Source organism: Aliamphritea spongicola (assembly GCF_017051665.1).
Taxonomy (GTDB): Bacteria; Pseudomonadota; Gammaproteobacteria; order Pseudomonadales; family Balneatricaceae; genus Amphritea; species Amphritea spongicola.
Genome location: NZ_JAFIDL010000001.1, coordinates 468,010 through 482,025 on the forward strand (window position 1 = coordinate 468,010; position 14,016 = coordinate 482,025).

15 protein-coding genes are annotated in these 14,016 nt (G+C 50.0%); 8 read left to right on the plus strand and 7 right to left on the minus strand.

Features of this window, described 5'->3' with window-relative positions:
- Nucleotides 1-84: 84 nt before the first annotated feature.
- From JYB63_RS02175 to JYB63_RS02185, 3 genes are all read right to left on the minus strand, one after another.
- Nucleotides 85-846 carry an ABC transporter permease gene (locus JYB63_RS02175; protein ID WP_205656158.1) on the minus strand — a complete coding sequence of 254 codons (762 nt, stop codon included), beginning with the start codon at nt 844-846 and terminating at the stop codon, nt 85-87.
- Entirely contained in the window at nt 843-1,796 is a 954-nt protein-coding gene (locus JYB63_RS02180; protein ID WP_205656159.1) for an ATP-binding cassette domain-containing protein, read from the minus strand. Before JYB63_RS02180 ends, JYB63_RS02175 begins: the two co-directional genes overlap by 4 nt.
- A gap of 229 nt (nt 1,797-2,025) precedes the next feature.
- Nucleotides 2,026-2,673 carry a glutathione S-transferase family protein gene (locus tag JYB63_RS02185; RefSeq protein WP_205656160.1) on the minus strand — a complete coding sequence of 216 codons (648 nt, stop codon included), beginning with the start codon at nt 2,671-2,673 and terminating at the stop codon, nt 2,026-2,028.
- A 120-nt stretch (nt 2,674-2,793) separates the two neighbouring features.
- Here JYB63_RS02185 and JYB63_RS02190 point away from each other — a divergent pair, with 120 nt between their 5' ends.
- Entirely contained in the window at nt 2,794-3,387 is a 594-nt protein-coding gene (locus tag JYB63_RS02190) for a TetR/AcrR family transcriptional regulator (protein WP_205656161.1), read from the plus strand.
- 37 nt (nt 3,388-3,424) lie between these two features.
- Here the strand turns inward: JYB63_RS02190 and JYB63_RS02195 are convergent, their stop codons facing one another.
- From JYB63_RS02195 to dctP, 3 genes are all read right to left on the minus strand, one after another.
- Complete coding sequence (locus JYB63_RS02195) at nt 3,425-4,726, minus strand: TRAP transporter large permease (RefSeq protein WP_205656162.1); 1,302 nt, start codon at nt 4,724-4,726, stop codon at nt 3,425-3,427.
- Nucleotides 4,726-5,268 (minus strand): TRAP transporter small permease, encoded by a 543-nt coding sequence (locus tag JYB63_RS02200; RefSeq protein ID WP_205656163.1) that lies wholly within the window; start codon nt 5,266-5,268, stop codon nt 4,726-4,728. Before JYB63_RS02200 ends, JYB63_RS02195 begins: the two co-directional genes overlap by 1 nt.
- A gap of 62 nt (nt 5,269-5,330) precedes the next feature.
- Nucleotides 5,331-6,374, minus strand: a complete 1,044-nt coding sequence (dctP, locus tag JYB63_RS02205) for a TRAP transporter substrate-binding protein DctP (RefSeq protein ID WP_205656165.1) — start codon at nt 6,372-6,374, stop codon at nt 5,331-5,333.
- A gap of 224 nt (nt 6,375-6,598) precedes the next feature.
- Here dctP and JYB63_RS02210 point away from each other — a divergent pair, with 224 nt between their 5' ends.
- The 7 genes from JYB63_RS02210 (at nt 6,599) to JYB63_RS02240 (ending at nt 12,010) form a co-directional block, all read left to right on the plus strand.
- The gene (locus JYB63_RS02210) at nt 6,599-7,162 is read left to right on the plus strand and encodes a flavodoxin family protein (protein ID WP_205657001.1); all 564 of its coding nucleotides are present in this window, start codon (nt 6,599-6,601) and stop codon (nt 7,160-7,162) included.
- On the plus strand, nt 7,162-7,428 hold the full coding sequence (locus JYB63_RS02215) for a hypothetical protein (RefSeq protein ID WP_205656167.1): 267 nt from the start codon (nt 7,162-7,164) through the stop codon (nt 7,426-7,428). The genes JYB63_RS02210 and JYB63_RS02215 overlap by 1 nt, the downstream gene beginning before the upstream one ends.
- 24 nt (nt 7,429-7,452) lie before the next feature.
- On the plus strand, nt 7,453-8,142 hold the full coding sequence (locus JYB63_RS02220) for a class I SAM-dependent methyltransferase (RefSeq protein ID WP_205656169.1): 690 nt from the start codon (nt 7,453-7,455) through the stop codon (nt 8,140-8,142).
- Entirely contained in the window at nt 8,139-8,543 is a 405-nt protein-coding gene (locus JYB63_RS02225) for a DUF1801 domain-containing protein (protein ID WP_205656171.1), read from the plus strand. Before JYB63_RS02220 ends, JYB63_RS02225 begins: the two co-directional genes overlap by 4 nt.
- Nucleotides 8,544-8,993: 450 nt before the next feature.
- Nucleotides 8,994-9,881 (plus strand): hypothetical protein, encoded by an 888-nt coding sequence (locus JYB63_RS02230; RefSeq protein WP_205656173.1) that lies wholly within the window; start codon nt 8,994-8,996, stop codon nt 9,879-9,881.
- 147 nt (nt 9,882-10,028) lie between these two features.
- Nucleotides 10,029-10,619, plus strand: coding sequence for a hypothetical protein (locus JYB63_RS02235; protein WP_205656175.1), 591 nt, complete (start codon nt 10,029-10,031; stop codon nt 10,617-10,619).
- 137 nt (nt 10,620-10,756) lie between these two features.
- Nucleotides 10,757-12,010: a hypothetical protein gene (locus tag JYB63_RS02240; RefSeq protein WP_205656177.1), complete on the plus strand. Its 1,254-nt coding sequence runs from the start codon at nt 10,757-10,759 to the stop codon at nt 12,008-12,010.
- 279 nt (nt 12,011-12,289) lie between these two features.
- Here JYB63_RS02240 and JYB63_RS02245 read toward each other — a convergent pair whose 3' ends face one another.
- Nucleotides 12,290-13,954: an alkaline phosphatase D family protein gene (locus JYB63_RS02245; protein WP_205656179.1), complete on the minus strand. Its 1,665-nt coding sequence runs from the start codon at nt 13,952-13,954 to the stop codon at nt 12,290-12,292.
- Nucleotides 13,955-14,016: the final 62 nt, after the last annotated feature.

Here is a 14,016-nt window from a genome sequence, read left to right on the forward strand (position 1 = left end):
GCAGAAAAGTATGTGTTTCGGATACGTTTAGGGCGAAAAAAAACGCAGCGTATAAGCTGCGTTTTTTGGAGTAATTTCTGCTGCTCAGGTCTTGATCCGGTAACCGGTTTTGAAGATCCACCAGACACCGCCCAGGCACAGCAGCAGGAAGCCGAACGTCATGCTCAGGCTTACTGCAACGTTAACGTCGGATACCCCATAAAACGCCCAGCGGAAGCCGCTGATCAGGTAGACTACCGGGTTAAACAGGGTCAGGGTCTGCCATGGTTCCGGCAACATTTTGATGGAATAAAACGCACCGCCCAGGAAGGTTAGTGGGGTAATCACCATCAGCGGGATGATCTGCAGTTTTTGGAAGTCATCCGCCCAGATACCGATCATAAAGCCGAACAGGCTGAAGGTAACGGCGGTTAGCACCAGAAAGGCGACCATCCATACCGGGTGAGCAATCTCATAATCCACGAATATTCTCGCGGTAGTGAGAATCAGCAGACCCAGCAAAATAGACTTGGTGGCCGCGGCCCCCACATAGCCGGTGACGATTTCAAACGGCGACACCGGTGCCGAGAGCACTTCATATATGGTGCCGGAGAATTTGGGGAAGAATATCCCGAAGGCCGCATTGGAAATACTCTCACTTAACAGGGAAAGCATCACCAGGCCAGGGATGATGTAGGCTCCGTAGCTGACGCCGTCGATTTCACCCATCCGTGAACCGATCGCGGTACCAAACACCACAAAGTACAGGGTGGTGGAGAGTACCGGGGAGGCGATGCTCTGCATCAGGGTACGCCAGGCACGGGCCATCTCGAATTTATAAATTGCTTTTACGCCATAGAAGTTCATGCCTGCTCTCCCTGCCGGTGTACCAGATTCACGAATATTTCTTCCAGCGAACTCTCACTGGAGTGCAGGTCTTTTACATCGACGCCGGCTTTGCTCAGCGCCCGCAGTAATTCAGCGATGCCGGTATGTTCTTCAGAGACATCAAAGCGGTAATCAATGGAATAACCGCCATCATTAATATCCAGCTGGAACTCATCCAGTTCAGCAGGAATTTCACTGAGCGGCGTCTGCAACTGAATGCGCAGGTGTTTCTGGCCTAACTGACGCATCAGCTTCTCTTTCTCTTCCACCAGCATCAGGGTGCCCTGACGGATAACGCCAATACGGTCAGCCATTTCTTCGGCTTCTTCGATGTAGTGGGTGGTCAGCAGAATCGTCACGCCCCGTTCACGCAGCTCGCGAACCATCTCCCACATATCCCGGCGCAGTTCCACGTCAACACCGGCGGTGGGTTCGTCGAGAAACAGAATGTCCGGTTCATGGGACAGGGCCTTGGCGATCATTACCCGGCGTTTCATACCGCCGGACAATTCACGGATACGGGCATTCTTCTTGTCCCACAGGGAAAGCTGGCGTAGCAGCTTTTCGATGTATGCCGGGTCCGGGGCTTTACCGAACAGCCCTCGGCTGAAGTTAACCGTGGCCCAGACGCTTTCAAAGGCGTCGGTGCTCAGTTCCTGCGGCACCAGGCCGATCTTGCTGCGGGCTTCACGGTAGTCTTTAACGACGTTGTAGCCATCCGCTAGTACTGTGCCCTGGGTCGGGTTGACGATGCCACAGATGATGCTGATCAGGGTGGTTTTACCGGCGCCGTTTGGGCCGAGCAGGGCGAAGATTTCGCCGCGCTGTATTTCAAGGTTTACATCTTTGAGGGCGCTGAAGCCCGAATCATAGGTTTTATGCAGCGCCTGCACGCTGATAATCGGTTGTTGCTCAGGGGAGTTTTGCACTTGTGCTCCTTATGCAAATGGCCATATATGGTAATGGAGGCCGGAAAACAGGTAATTGTCAGCAGGGAAGAGTTCTGCCAGATGACCCGACGAAGGTCGCAGAATGCTGAAGTAAAACACTAGTTTAGCGGTAAATTTTAAGAAGTCAGCATCTTAAATGCGAACATACCCGTCAGAATATACGAACAATCGACGGGTATGGGGGGAATTGTTGGCAATATGAGTATCTTTAGGAGCGGGAAATCAGCACCTGCTTGCCCGAATCCCGGGCCTGCATGCGCTCAGTCCAGGCTTTTAATTCAGGGGTTGCTGCCAGTAGCTCATCAGCATGGGGCAGACCGGAGAGATAATCCAGCATCGGGGTGAGAATGGTATCTGCCATGCTGTACTGTTCGCCACAAATAAACGGTTTACCCGCCAGCTGATGTTCCAGTAACCCCAGCATGTCGATCACTGCCGGCTGATGCTCTGCGACTTTATCCATTCTGATGCTGCCGTCCTCGCCTTTGGGAAACGCAAACTCCAGCAGGTAGTTGCGCACCAGCGCCTGATCCACGTAGCAGCTCAGAGCCGCCGACCACTCATCTACATAGGCCCGTTCAACAGGATCTTCCGGCTGCAGGGCTGGCCCCGGAAAGGCGGCGTCCAGATACCGGCAGATAGCTGTGGTTTCAAAAATAACGTGCTCATCATGCAGCAAGGCAGGGATTTTACCGAATGGGTGCAGTGCCAGATGGGAAGGCCCTTTGAACTCGATTTCCTCACCGCCGGGCTTTAACCCGTAGCGATAGCTGATGCCTTTTTCCTCACAGGCCAGACAGACACTGCGTACAAAGGTGCTGAACTGGGGGCCAAGAATATGAACCTGAGCAGACATGGTATTTCTCCGTTAACCGTTGCTGGGTGATGCTGTCAGATTAGAAGTTATGACAATATGATCAAGAACATATTTTAGAAATATAATAAGCTAGCGGGCAGACGTTAGCGGAGACACATCATGGCCTGGCAGAAAGACCACAAACAGAAAACCCGACTCAAAATCTTAAAAAGTGGCGCTAAGCTGTTCACTCTAAAAGGGTTTGATAAGGTCGGCATTAACGACGTGATGGCCGATGCCGGCCTCACCAGAGGGGCGTTCTACAGCCATTTTTCATCCAAGGCCGAACTGTATGCGGAATCCATGCGCACGGCCGGTTCACGGCGGGCCAAAAACATACTCAACAGATCGCCAGAAGAAAGCACCGCTGCCTTGCAGGCACTGGTGAATGGGTACCTGAGCCAGGGTCACCGTAAGAGTGAAGAGGGCGGCTGCCCGCTGGCATTTCTGGTGACGGATATCACCCAGCAGGATGAACAGGTACGCGACGTTTACACCGAAGTGTTCCGGGGCTTTATGGATATGCTCGGCTCAAGGCTGGGTATGTCTGAAGCGGCAGATGCGGATGCGCAGAAAAGTCAGGTGCTGCAAAAAACCGTGATGATGGTGGGCGGCATGGCCATTGCCCGGGCTCTGAACGACGATGACCTGGCAGAAGAACTGCTGCAGGCCTGCAGGCAGGGGATGTTAGAAGATATACCGGCAACAGCCTGATCTGTTTAAAGCAGCTCAGGCTGTTGCTGAATTTATATTACTGAATATCCATCAGCAGGCGCGGCAGGAACAGCGCCAGATCCGGTATGAAGGTTACCGCCAGTACCACTGGCAGATGGCCCAGCAGAATGAACATCAGCGTAGGTTTGAGATACTCATTAAACTGCGCTTTACCCACTGAGCCGGCCATATAGAGGAGCGGCGCACAGGGGGGCGTGATGTTGCCCAATCCCAGATTGGTACCGACAATGGCCGCAAAGTGAATCGGGTGAACCCCGAGATTCACCGCCACCGGCATCAGAATGATCGAAGCCAGAATGCTGCCGGACACATCATCCACCAGCATGCCAATGCCCAGCAGAATCACGTTAATCAGCAACAGGATGATGATCTTATTATCTGACAGGGCGATCATGAAATCAGACAACTGCTGCGGCACCTGCTCCATGATCATCACCCGGCTCATGACGAACAGGAAAAAGATCATCGCGATAATCGATCCGGTGCTGATTGCCCCGTGCAGAATGGCCTTGCCGGCGGTCTGCATGGTCAGGCCTTTGTAAATAAAAAAGCCAACCGGCAGGGTGTAAACCAGTGCGACCGCTGCGGCTTCGGTTGGCGTAAAAATGCCGCCGTAAATCCCGCCGAGCATGATCACGGGCATCAGGATTGCCCAGCTGGCTTCTTTACTGGCGAGGGTAATCACCTTGGTGCGTTCCGGGAAGCTGACCTTCTTCTCCACCTTAATGTTCTTACGCTTCAGATATACGTAGTTGATCAGGCAGTAAATCAGGCCGATAACAATGCCGGGAATAATGGTGGACAGAAATGCCGCCGCCACTGACAGTCCGCCGGTCAGTGCGAAGATGATCATCGGCACGCTGGGAGGAATCAGCAGGGCAAGTACGGAAGAACAACCTACCAGTGCGGTGGCATAGCCCCGCGGATAGCCCTGTTCGGTCATCTTCGGAATCATAATCGAACCGATGGCTGCAATGGCGGAAGCCCCGGAGCCGGCAATGGCGCCGAACAGCGCGCAGGTGGCAATGGTTACTGCGCCAAGGCCACCACGGATCGGCCCGACAAAGGCGTTCACGAAGCGGACTAAGCGGTCTGAAATACCACTGGCCCCCATCAGCGCACCGGCAATGATAAACAGCGGCAGAGACAACAGCGCAAAGCTGCCTAACTGCCAGAATGCATGGGGCACCAGGTAACTCATACTTTTGCCGGTCAGCAGTACAAAGCTGATGGCGCCCACGCCAAATACGTAGGCCACCGGCATGCCGATTAGCAGCAGGGCAACAATTAGTAACAGGGAAATACTTAAGGTAGCCATTATTGACTCTCCTTCAGGACTGCGTCCCGGGCGTGCAGGGATTTATTATCGTACTGGCTGTAGGTGTTGGAATGGCTGAACAGGTCCCGCAGTTTGTAGAGGGCCATCAGGGTAAATCCTGCCACAGCAGCGCTGACCCACAGCGCCGTTGGCCAGCCGAGATTGGTGCTGGCACGGTTAATTTTCATGATGAATAACAAGTACTTGGTGGCATAAAAGCCAAAGAAGCAGATAACCGTCAGGCCCACGAGATCATTAAAGGCTTTGATCAGGGTACGTTGTTTTGGGGTGAGGTTGAGCAGTTCCATAATGCCGCCGGTCAGGTGGCTGCGTTCCCGGGTAACCAGCACCATGGCAATGAAGTACAACCATAACCCGGTGAGAATGCTGATCTCTTCAATGGCGGGGAAGGCCTGATCAAGCCCGTAACGGAGAAACACCGCGGTGGCCATCAGGCCGGTGAGGAACAAACACAGAAAAATAAGAAGTAGCCGCGACAGCCGGGCAAAACCCGCGTCCAGGCGACTGAGTAAACTAAGCATGGGATATCTCCCGAAAACAGGCAGGGGCCGGTGCAGAGTGCACCGGCCGGTTGCAGAGGGAATTACAGATTAGCGGTAGCGGCGCGGACCTGATCCACCAGGTGCTTGCCAACGGTTTCTTCCATCCACGGCCATTCATTGTCCTGAATGATGCTGCGTAGTTTGGCCTGTTGCGGGCCGTCCAGCTCAACCACGTTGATGCCGTAAGCTTTGATGTCGGTGATCAGCTTTTCACTGATGGTTTCCGCTTCTTTCCATGCCCAGCGGCCAGCATCATCAGCGGCTGCCTGCAAGGCTTGCTGCTGTTCAGCGTTCAGGTCATTCCACCAGTCCATGTTGACCAGGAAAGCGCCTTGCTCGAAGTAGTCGCGGGAGAACACGTAGGTTTCCAGCACGTCACGCATCTGCCAGATTTCAGACGGTGGTCCGAAGGTACGGCCATCAACACTGCCCAGTTGCAGGGCGGTATACAGCTCAGAGAATGGCAGCGGAACCGGGTTAAAACCCAGGAACTCAAAGCGCTTAATGGCGGTTTGCATTGGCGGTACGCGGACTTTCAGGCCTTCGCCGTCTGCCGGGTAGTTTACCGGCACCTTGCCGATGCCCTTACGGATGGCGATGCCGCCAAAGTCCACCGGCAGAATCGCCAGCAGCTTCATGTTCAGGCCCGCGTAAATCTCGCTGTAGGTGTCCACCATTGAACCGCCGGGGCCATAGATCTTGCTGGCTTCGTCCCAGTTACCGGCAACCATACCCATGATGGAAATATTCAGGCGCGGGTCGAAGTCCGTCGCCGGGAAGGTCATGGTCATGCCGATCTCACCGGCAATGGTCTGTTCAAACTGAGACGTCCAGTCGCCCAGGTCACCGCCGGGATGGTAGCGGATGTTAAATTCGTTAGGCGCCTGTGCTTCAAGGGCAGACATAAAGCGGTCGGCAATCGGGTTAAAAATATGTTCCTGAGACATGGCATGGGCAAGGATCACATCTTCCTCAGCCTGGACCGCTGAACCAAAGGTTGCCAGCGCCACTGCACTGGCCAGTGCCAGCGACTTCAGTGGCTTGCAGCCTTTCAGGGATTTCTTCAGGGTAAAGTTATGCAGCATGGTTAACGCTCCGTAATTATTATTGTGTGGAATGTTTGAAGAGCAATGAATCACTCTGAAACCGAGCATAACCAGTTCTGCGTTGTTAGAATTTTTTTGATTGTTGTCATTTCGGCAACGGCTGACAGCCGCCCACAGCTGTGTTTATATGCATTAAGCACAGGCTTTATGTGCCGGATTGCGGGCAACCGCTCAGGTACGAAACAGGTTAAGGAATGGCGGTGATGAAAGTAGCGGTGGTGTATTTTTCCCAGACAGGCGTAACAGCCAAACTGGCAGGCGCGGTGATGGAAGGGCTTGGCAGCCATGACAATATTCACGTAACAGAGCACCGGATTAACGGCACTGAAATCTTCGAAGGCCGCTTCAGAAATCAGCCATTACTGGACGAACTGAACGGCTGTGACGGCATCATCTTTGGCTCACCCACCTACATGGGCAGCGTAGCGGCACAGTTTAAGGCTTTTGCGGACGCCACCAGTGACCAGTGGTGCGAACAGCTCTGGGCCGGCAAACTGGCGGCCGGATTTACCTGCGGCAGCGGCCTGAACGGTGATCAGGCAGCCACACTGCAATATATGGCGACGCTGGCCAATCAGCAGGGCATGCTCTGGATGGGGCTGGACCTGCCGAAGAATGATCCCCGGGAAATTAACCGGCTGGGCTGTCAGGCAGGGGCCGTTGCTCACTCAGCGCACGGGGAAGCAGACCCCCGTGATCTGGATACCGCCCGCTATCTCGGCGAGCGGTTTGCAAAGCAGGTGTCCCGGCTGAAGGGGAATTCATAATGCGCTACATGTTAGGTGTGGTTCTGCCGGTAATTCTGCAATGCCTGTTTGTGCTGGTGGTCGTGGAAATGAACACTGGTAATGGCTCCTGGGTGGGGCTGGGCGTGTTCTTACTGGCGATATTTGCCATTCCCGGCACGGCCATTATCAATGCGCTGTATATCCGCAGCCATCCGGATTTACATACCTTATCCGTCATTAATCGCTGCTTCCTGCTGGCGCTGGCGGTACCGTTACTGACGCCGCTATTTCTGTTTGCCCTGTAACCCACAGCAGAGGATGCTGACCTGATGACCAAACTCAGTGATAAAACCATTCTTAAATCCTGGCAAAAGAATGCAGCCCCCTGGGCGGATGCAATCGCCGGGCAAACGATCCCCAGCCGGGTAATGGTTACCGACCGGGCGATCACCGACACCATTACCGAACTGGCCCCCAAAACCGTGCTGGATATCGGCTGCGGTGAAGGCTGGTTAGTTCGGGCGCTTGCCGGTGCCGGCATGCAGGTCACCGGGACTGATGCGGTGGCAGAGCTGATCGACAAGGCTCGCGCCGCCGGTGGCGGGACCTTTGAACAAATTGCCTATGAACAGCTCGCCTATGAAGAGCTCTCCGCAAGCAGATTCAGCAAACGGTTTGATCTGGCGGTGTGTAATTTCTCATTGCTGGGCAAAGAGTCCGTCGAACAGGTATTTACAGCCGTGCCTGATTTATTAAACCCCGGCGGCCACTTCGTGGTGCAAACTCTACATCCGGTAACCAGCAATATTGACAGAGTCTATGAAGATGGCTGGCGGGAAGGTTCCTGGGCGGGCTTCAGTGATGATTTTACTGACCCCGCCCCCTGGTATTTCCGTACCGTAGACTCCTGGCAGGCACTGTTTACCAGCAACGGTATGCGGATAGAGAAGGTGCAGGAGCCACTCCACCCGGAAACAGACCAGCCGGCATCCCTGATCATTACCGGCACTGTAAAATGAATCCGGAAGTAGCAGCAAAATTTGCCACGTACCCTGAAGACGTTCGCAATACCTTGCTGGCCATTCGCACGCTTATTTTCAATATCGCCTCAGAGCATGAACTGGGCAGGGTAGAAGAATCCCTGAAATGGGGCGAGCCCAGTTATGCAGTAAAGGGCGGCAGCCCGGTAAGAATTAACTGGCAGGCTAAAGCGCCGGATCAGCTAGGTGTGTATTTCAACTGCAGCACCTCGCTGGTAGCGACATTTCGGGAAGTATATGGCGATGAACTGCAGTTTGCCGGTAACCGGGAACTGACCCTCAGCAGGGCAGAGCCATTACCGTTAAAACTTTTGCAACACTGTTTGGAAGTGGCCCTGCGGTATCACAACTTGAAAAATCTGCCGTTACTGGGCATGTGAATGTATGGCTGGTAAGAAACCTTCAGTTTTTAAAGGCATCAAAAAACCGTACTTTCTGATCGGTGTAACTGAGGATGTCAGGTTTGTGCCAGAAGCAGACAAAAATGGCGGCTTTCTTCGTGGGTAGACAGCGGCCTATTTATGAATATTCGTACAGTATGCTTGGTGGCTTTCAAAATTATAGCTCGATTTGACAGGCAGATAAGCTCAAAAACCTGTTGGAAATGCATGCAAAATGTTGCATTATCAATGACTTAGAAAGTTTTTTGCTTGGGGTGCTGTGCCAAGCATTCCTGAAATATACGCTGGCTCGTTTTATGAAAGAAAATGAAAGACGCTTTCTTATTTTTCCTTACTCTTCATACGCTTATCTATCTTTGATAGATATATCTAAAACGGTAAACCAAGCCAGCTCAGTATTAAAAATGTTAGGCATTCACAAGGAAAAATATGAGCTGGGAAAGAAGTGACGTAATAGCTCTTGCAGCATTGGGTATAGCAATACTGTCTAGTGTATTTTCATTTTTTACTTACTGGGATCAAACTGCAGAGCGGATTGGAATTTCAATTGAGGATTCTGGTTTCGAGTACCTGCATGCTTATACGATCAGAAAAGATAAAGTTCATGACTCATATGTAAGCCATGTTGGTCGGTGGTACAAGTTAACTTTATCAAATAATTCAAAAAAGACAGTATCAGTCACAAAACTAAAATTTAGTGGTGATAACAAGGGTGTATTAGATAGGCCTATTTTCAAAAAATTAAGCATAAGTAAAAAGACAGTGAAAATTGGTGGGCCAATTAGCTTTCCAATTAAACTAGATTCTGGTGAAGTGGTTTCTGGTTATGTATTACTTCCTGTTAGAGTAATACCTGAATATGGAAAAATTATCCTCAAAGAATTTAGGGTTCCTGGAAACCCAATTGACACTAGTATTGAGAAAATAATATATGATCCAGGTTTTTTGGAAAAATATGAGAATGATATAACGAGAGAAATGAACAATAGTTCAATTGCTAAAGTGGGTATCGAAACCAAGGTAGAATTTCCTGGAATGAATCTTAACAGACCTATATTTCAGGAGCTTTCAGAGGGAGTCTTTCAGTTTAGTGATAATACTGACAAGTACGACTTTGGTTTTACGCATAGTGCTGATTCTACAGTTATGAGTAATGCAATTGATGTAATTCTATCCGAGCAAAATTTAAGTATCGACATTACATCCCCGATGAATCGTATATATGTTGTATCAGTGATTACTGGTAGCTTGCAAGAGCATCAAATAAAGCTAAAAAGCGGAGCAAACTCTCTTGATACTCTTACAGAGATAAATTAATGATATGCCTAAGAAACGAGTGAAAGATGACCAGTTACTCAAAAGGACGCAAAACGCTTGGCTTGTGCTCCTTTGTCGCTATTATAGCCAAGCATTTTTACGCCCATAAATAAGGCGTTAGCCCTCAAACTGTAATATGGAGTAATTGTGAGAATTTTAGCTTTACTTACTATTTTTTCAGCCCTATGTGGTTGTGTTGGATTAGAAACCAATAATAAAACGTCACCAGTTGATGAAGCGTTAAAGTTCTGTGGTTTTGGTTACAATTCAGAGCTAGGAGGTATGCTTGAAGCGTCATATAACTATGCTGACAAAAGTGATAGTAGTGCCGAATTTGGGGCTAAATTGGAAAAGGGTTTAGAAACTCAGTTATCCGCCATGGTGAAAAATGAGACATTTACAGAAAAGTTGGGTGAAGGAGAAATGCTTCAATTGTTAAGAGAGCAACAGCAATGTGCTAAAGACTACTTAATTAATAGTCGGCCGAATACAAGAAAAGATCTCCTAAAAGTGTGCATGGAGGATCTACAAAACAGACTTGCTGGCAATGGTAGCCGTAGAAAAGTTGTAAGTATAAGAAACTATCTTGTATATGCTGGCCATAGTATGCACAGCGAAGAAAGCCCTGTAGTAGCTCTCACTATTGATGACGTTGTTTCAGAAAGAAATATTATGGTTCGTTGTATTTCCAATAATAATGTATATCAAGATCTCGAGGTTGTTAAAAATGAAGGTTAACAAATAAATCAAATTCGTGTCATTGGCGCTGGACGCAGCAAAGCTGCGTCTGTTATCGAGGCGTTAGGCATACTCTGGCTTGCCGAATAAGTGACTACCAGAACTATATTTTTAAAACTCCATAAAAAGGAAATGAAGTGACTGAAAACTTACCAGCTATATTAGGCGAGCCATCAAAAGATAATTTTCCGGCCACAGTTGATGCAGAAATAGGATATTTGTCTCAAGCAAGAAAGTTGCTAGATGCCGGATTTCCAGATCACTCTCTTTTAGACATTTGGAATGCAGCTGTTCATAACCTGCGACGCAGGATGGAAGCTTATGGAATTGAGCTATTCACATCAGCTGTTAAAGAAGAGGCCGGAAGGAAGAAGTTCGATAAAGATGGCGAAACTCTAGGTGAGCGCTGGTCTGGTGTTGATGATTTAACACTGATAAATGGCGCCACTAAACTTGGTGTTCTGAACAAGAAAGCTGGCAAATCGTTAGAAATGATAAATTGGATGCGAAACCATGCATCCCCAGCTCACGGAAGTGATGATTCAGTAGAAGCAGAAGAGGTATTTGGACTAGCCTTAATGCTTCAAAAAAATCTATTTGAAGCTGAGATGCCAGATCCAGGCCATTCTCCTTCAGGGTTATTTGAACCAATTAAGAGTTCTGAGCTTTCGGAAGAAAACCTGGACGTGTTAAAGGATCAAATTAGGGCATTTAAGCCTGGTGACATTCGTCTCACGTTTGGCTTTCTCATGGATATGATTTGTAAAGGGGAAACACCCTCTCATGAGAATGCAATTAAGCTGTTTCCAGAGGCCTGGGGTAAAGCTAATGAAGATCTCATGAAGTCTGCAGGTCAAAGATATCATTCATATTTAATCGACCCCGACTCCGATACCAGTGATGATAAAGGTGCAAAGATTAGGGTACTAGAAACGCTTGTTAAGGTGGAAGGAATAAAGTTTATTCCTGATGCAGCTAGAGCGAGCTTGTATAGGCACACCATTAAACAACTTGCTAAAGCAAAAGACACGTCTTACGGATGGACGGATGAGGATAAAGCAGCGAAGGCTCTTGCTCAGTTTGGCCCGCATGTTCCTTCAATTGCATTTGAGGATGTCTATCAAGAAATTTTAGCTGTCTGGTGTGGAAACTACTGGGGGAGATCGGATGCATATCTAACCCTTAAACCTTTTGTTGATGCCCTGAATAGCACGCAGTTAATGAATCTGGCAAGAATGTTTAAAGACAACGAACGAGCTAATGGTGAGCTCTTTCAAGCCAAGCCTAGTGCAAAAGCAAAAGCTCTTCTTGATTACATTAAGGACAAGCTAACAATTCAGGCTAGTATCGATGAAATCGATGAAATAAAAGGTTTAATTGATGACATGTAAGAGCCTAACAAGTCAAAGCACCCGGACGCAGCAGGGCTGCTCCGGTGTTTGACGCGTTAATACCTGCTCGGGATGGTAAAAAACACTCCATATATTGTCAGCTGCTGGCACAAAGTTGTCATTCGGTTCACACAGCAACCAGTACCAGACTTGTGCCGAAAGCAGGCATTGTCTGTCAGATTAAGTCCTGACTTTTACACTTAATACGATGAGTTAACGAATCATTCGATCAATTATCAGCCTGACCATTTTTGTCTGCCCAGGCTGATAAATATCGTATTACTCCCCGGTCAGTTTGATGCGTTTCTGCGTCAGCTCACCGTCGTCACCGGCGGGCCAGTAGAGGTCTACGCTGACACTGGCGCTATCATCTTCGAGATTCGTATTCACCATCAGGAAGTTATGCTGGCCCGAGAGGGCATATAACCGGGTGGCGTAACCGCCTTCATAGCCGGTAATTTTGCCGGTGCTGCGGATCAGCATCTCTGCTTTGGCCGGAGCGGGCTTTCTGGAGATGGCGCTGGAGGTAGCGTTGAACACTTGAGCGTTAGGGAATTTATCCCGGTTCTCCAAATGATAGACACTGGCGCTGTGCACATCACCACTGAGTACCGTCACCGGGCAGCCCTGTTCATGGGAGCATTTCAGCATGGCATCCAGCAGAATATTCCGTTCCTTATGGTTGGTTTCGTGCTCCCATTCGTCCCGCAGGTCGTCTTTAACCGAGCCGATATCCATCATGGACACCAGCGCCCCCCAGTGCACCACCGGTACCGGCGAGACAATGAACAGGCTCTTGCAGCGCTGGCTGGCAGACTCCAGCCACTCCAGCACCCGTTGCATCTGCTTAGCGCCCAGCAGGGCGGTGCCGTCTTCATGGCGTTCATAATCGTGATGGCCGCGCATGTCCAGCACATAGAACCCGTGATCCCCCATGCGGAAGCTGTAATCCCACTGGCAGTCTTCATTGTCTTCAGGCTTCAGGGAAACTGGTGTCTTCGGGTTATGGCTGTGCTGATACTCGAAGTAGACCTGCTTGGCTGCTTCAAACATCAGCTGGATTAACTGGTCGTTGGTGGCTTCATCGTCGTCCTGAAAGAAGCGGTTCAGCAGCTTGCTGCGTTCCTCCTTGGTATAGGAGCCCCAGCCATCCATGATTTCATGGTCATCCCAGATCATATAAGTAGGGAAGCGCTGGAAGGTTTTCTTCAGATTCGGGAAATTCCAGTACAGGCGGTAATAGGTCCGGTAAACCTCAGCGAAGTACTTAATCAGCGCCTGCTTTTTCAGTGCGCCGTTTTCAGAATATTCTTTGATGATGGCGTTCTTGTAATCCCCCAGCCAGTCCCACACGGAGTACATGTCTTCTTTATCGTTGGTATCGATATACACCTGATCACCGCCGCCGATGGAAAACAGGCCGTTACGGTTCACCATGGTCTGGTAATACAACGGCCAGGCGCCTTCGCTGTGGCTCACGGAACTGAACGGATCGTGGCAGCTGAAGTAGCCGAATGTCAGGTTATTAAGATCAGCGGGCAAGGCATGGAAGAACTTCTTCCCCTGGTGGCCAATCTCAGTGCGGCGGGGAATACGTTCAGCATCCGCCAGATCAGCAATGACCGCGTAATAGTATTTGCGGCCGGCCTGTAAACCGGTGACGTTAAACACCGCTGTGTTATCGGTGGATGCGTCGATTTGCTTCGCCTGAGAGAACACGGGGTTCGCCGCTTGTTTTACCAGAAACTCATCAACATTCAGGCCGTCCAGCGTATCCAGATCTCCCTGTAATGGCTTTTCTGTGACGATCAGCCACCATTTAGCTGCACAGTACATACGCACCCAGAGGCGGCAGGTTTTGGCAGTCATATGGCCGATAATGGCTAGCGAGCCGAGTTTAGGGTGATCCTGTTCAACATTGGCGGGATTCCGTGGGAAGTACATATCTATCTCCTTATAGTTATATACCTGCTGCACTGAATGACACGGGCAGCAGAGGCTGAATC

What these genes read in the sequence shown, in the direction of transcription:
- JYB63_RS02190 (WP_205656161.1), top strand. Translation starts at nt 2,794, where the DNA reads ATGGCCTGGCAGAAAGACCACAAACAGAAAACCCGACTCAAAATCTTA.
- JYB63_RS02185 (WP_205656160.1), bottom strand. Translation starts at nt 2,673, where the DNA reads ATGTCTGCTCAGGTTCATATTCTTGGCCCCCAGTTCAGCACCTTTGTA.
- JYB63_RS02220 (WP_205656169.1), top strand. Translation starts at nt 7,453, where the DNA reads ATGACCAAACTCAGTGATAAAACCATTCTTAAATCCTGGCAAAAGAAT.
- JYB63_RS02215 (WP_205656167.1), top strand. Translation starts at nt 7,162, where the DNA reads ATGCGCTACATGTTAGGTGTGGTTCTGCCGGTAATTCTGCAATGCCTG.
- JYB63_RS02200 (WP_205656163.1), bottom strand. Translation starts at nt 5,268, where the DNA reads ATGCTTAGTTTACTCAGTCGCCTGGACGCGGGTTTTGCCCGGCTGTCG.
- JYB63_RS02245 (WP_205656179.1), bottom strand. Translation starts at nt 13,954, where the DNA reads ATGTACTTCCCACGGAATCCCGCCAATGTTGAACAGGATCACCCTAAA.
- JYB63_RS02210 (WP_205657001.1), top strand. Translation starts at nt 6,599, where the DNA reads ATGAAAGTAGCGGTGGTGTATTTTTCCCAGACAGGCGTAACAGCCAAA.
- JYB63_RS02230 (WP_205656173.1), top strand. Translation starts at nt 8,994, where the DNA reads ATGAGCTGGGAAAGAAGTGACGTAATAGCTCTTGCAGCATTGGGTATA.
- JYB63_RS02195 (WP_205656162.1), bottom strand. Translation starts at nt 4,726, where the DNA reads ATGGCTACCTTAAGTATTTCCCTGTTACTAATTGTTGCCCTGCTGCTA.
- JYB63_RS02225 (WP_205656171.1), top strand. Translation starts at nt 8,139, where the DNA reads ATGAATCCGGAAGTAGCAGCAAAATTTGCCACGTACCCTGAAGACGTT.
- JYB63_RS02175 (WP_205656158.1), bottom strand. Translation starts at nt 846, where the DNA reads ATGAACTTCTATGGCGTAAAAGCAATTTATAAATTCGAGATGGCCCGT.
- dctP (WP_205656165.1), bottom strand. Translation starts at nt 6,374, where the DNA reads ATGCTGCATAACTTTACCCTGAAGAAATCCCTGAAAGGCTGCAAGCCA.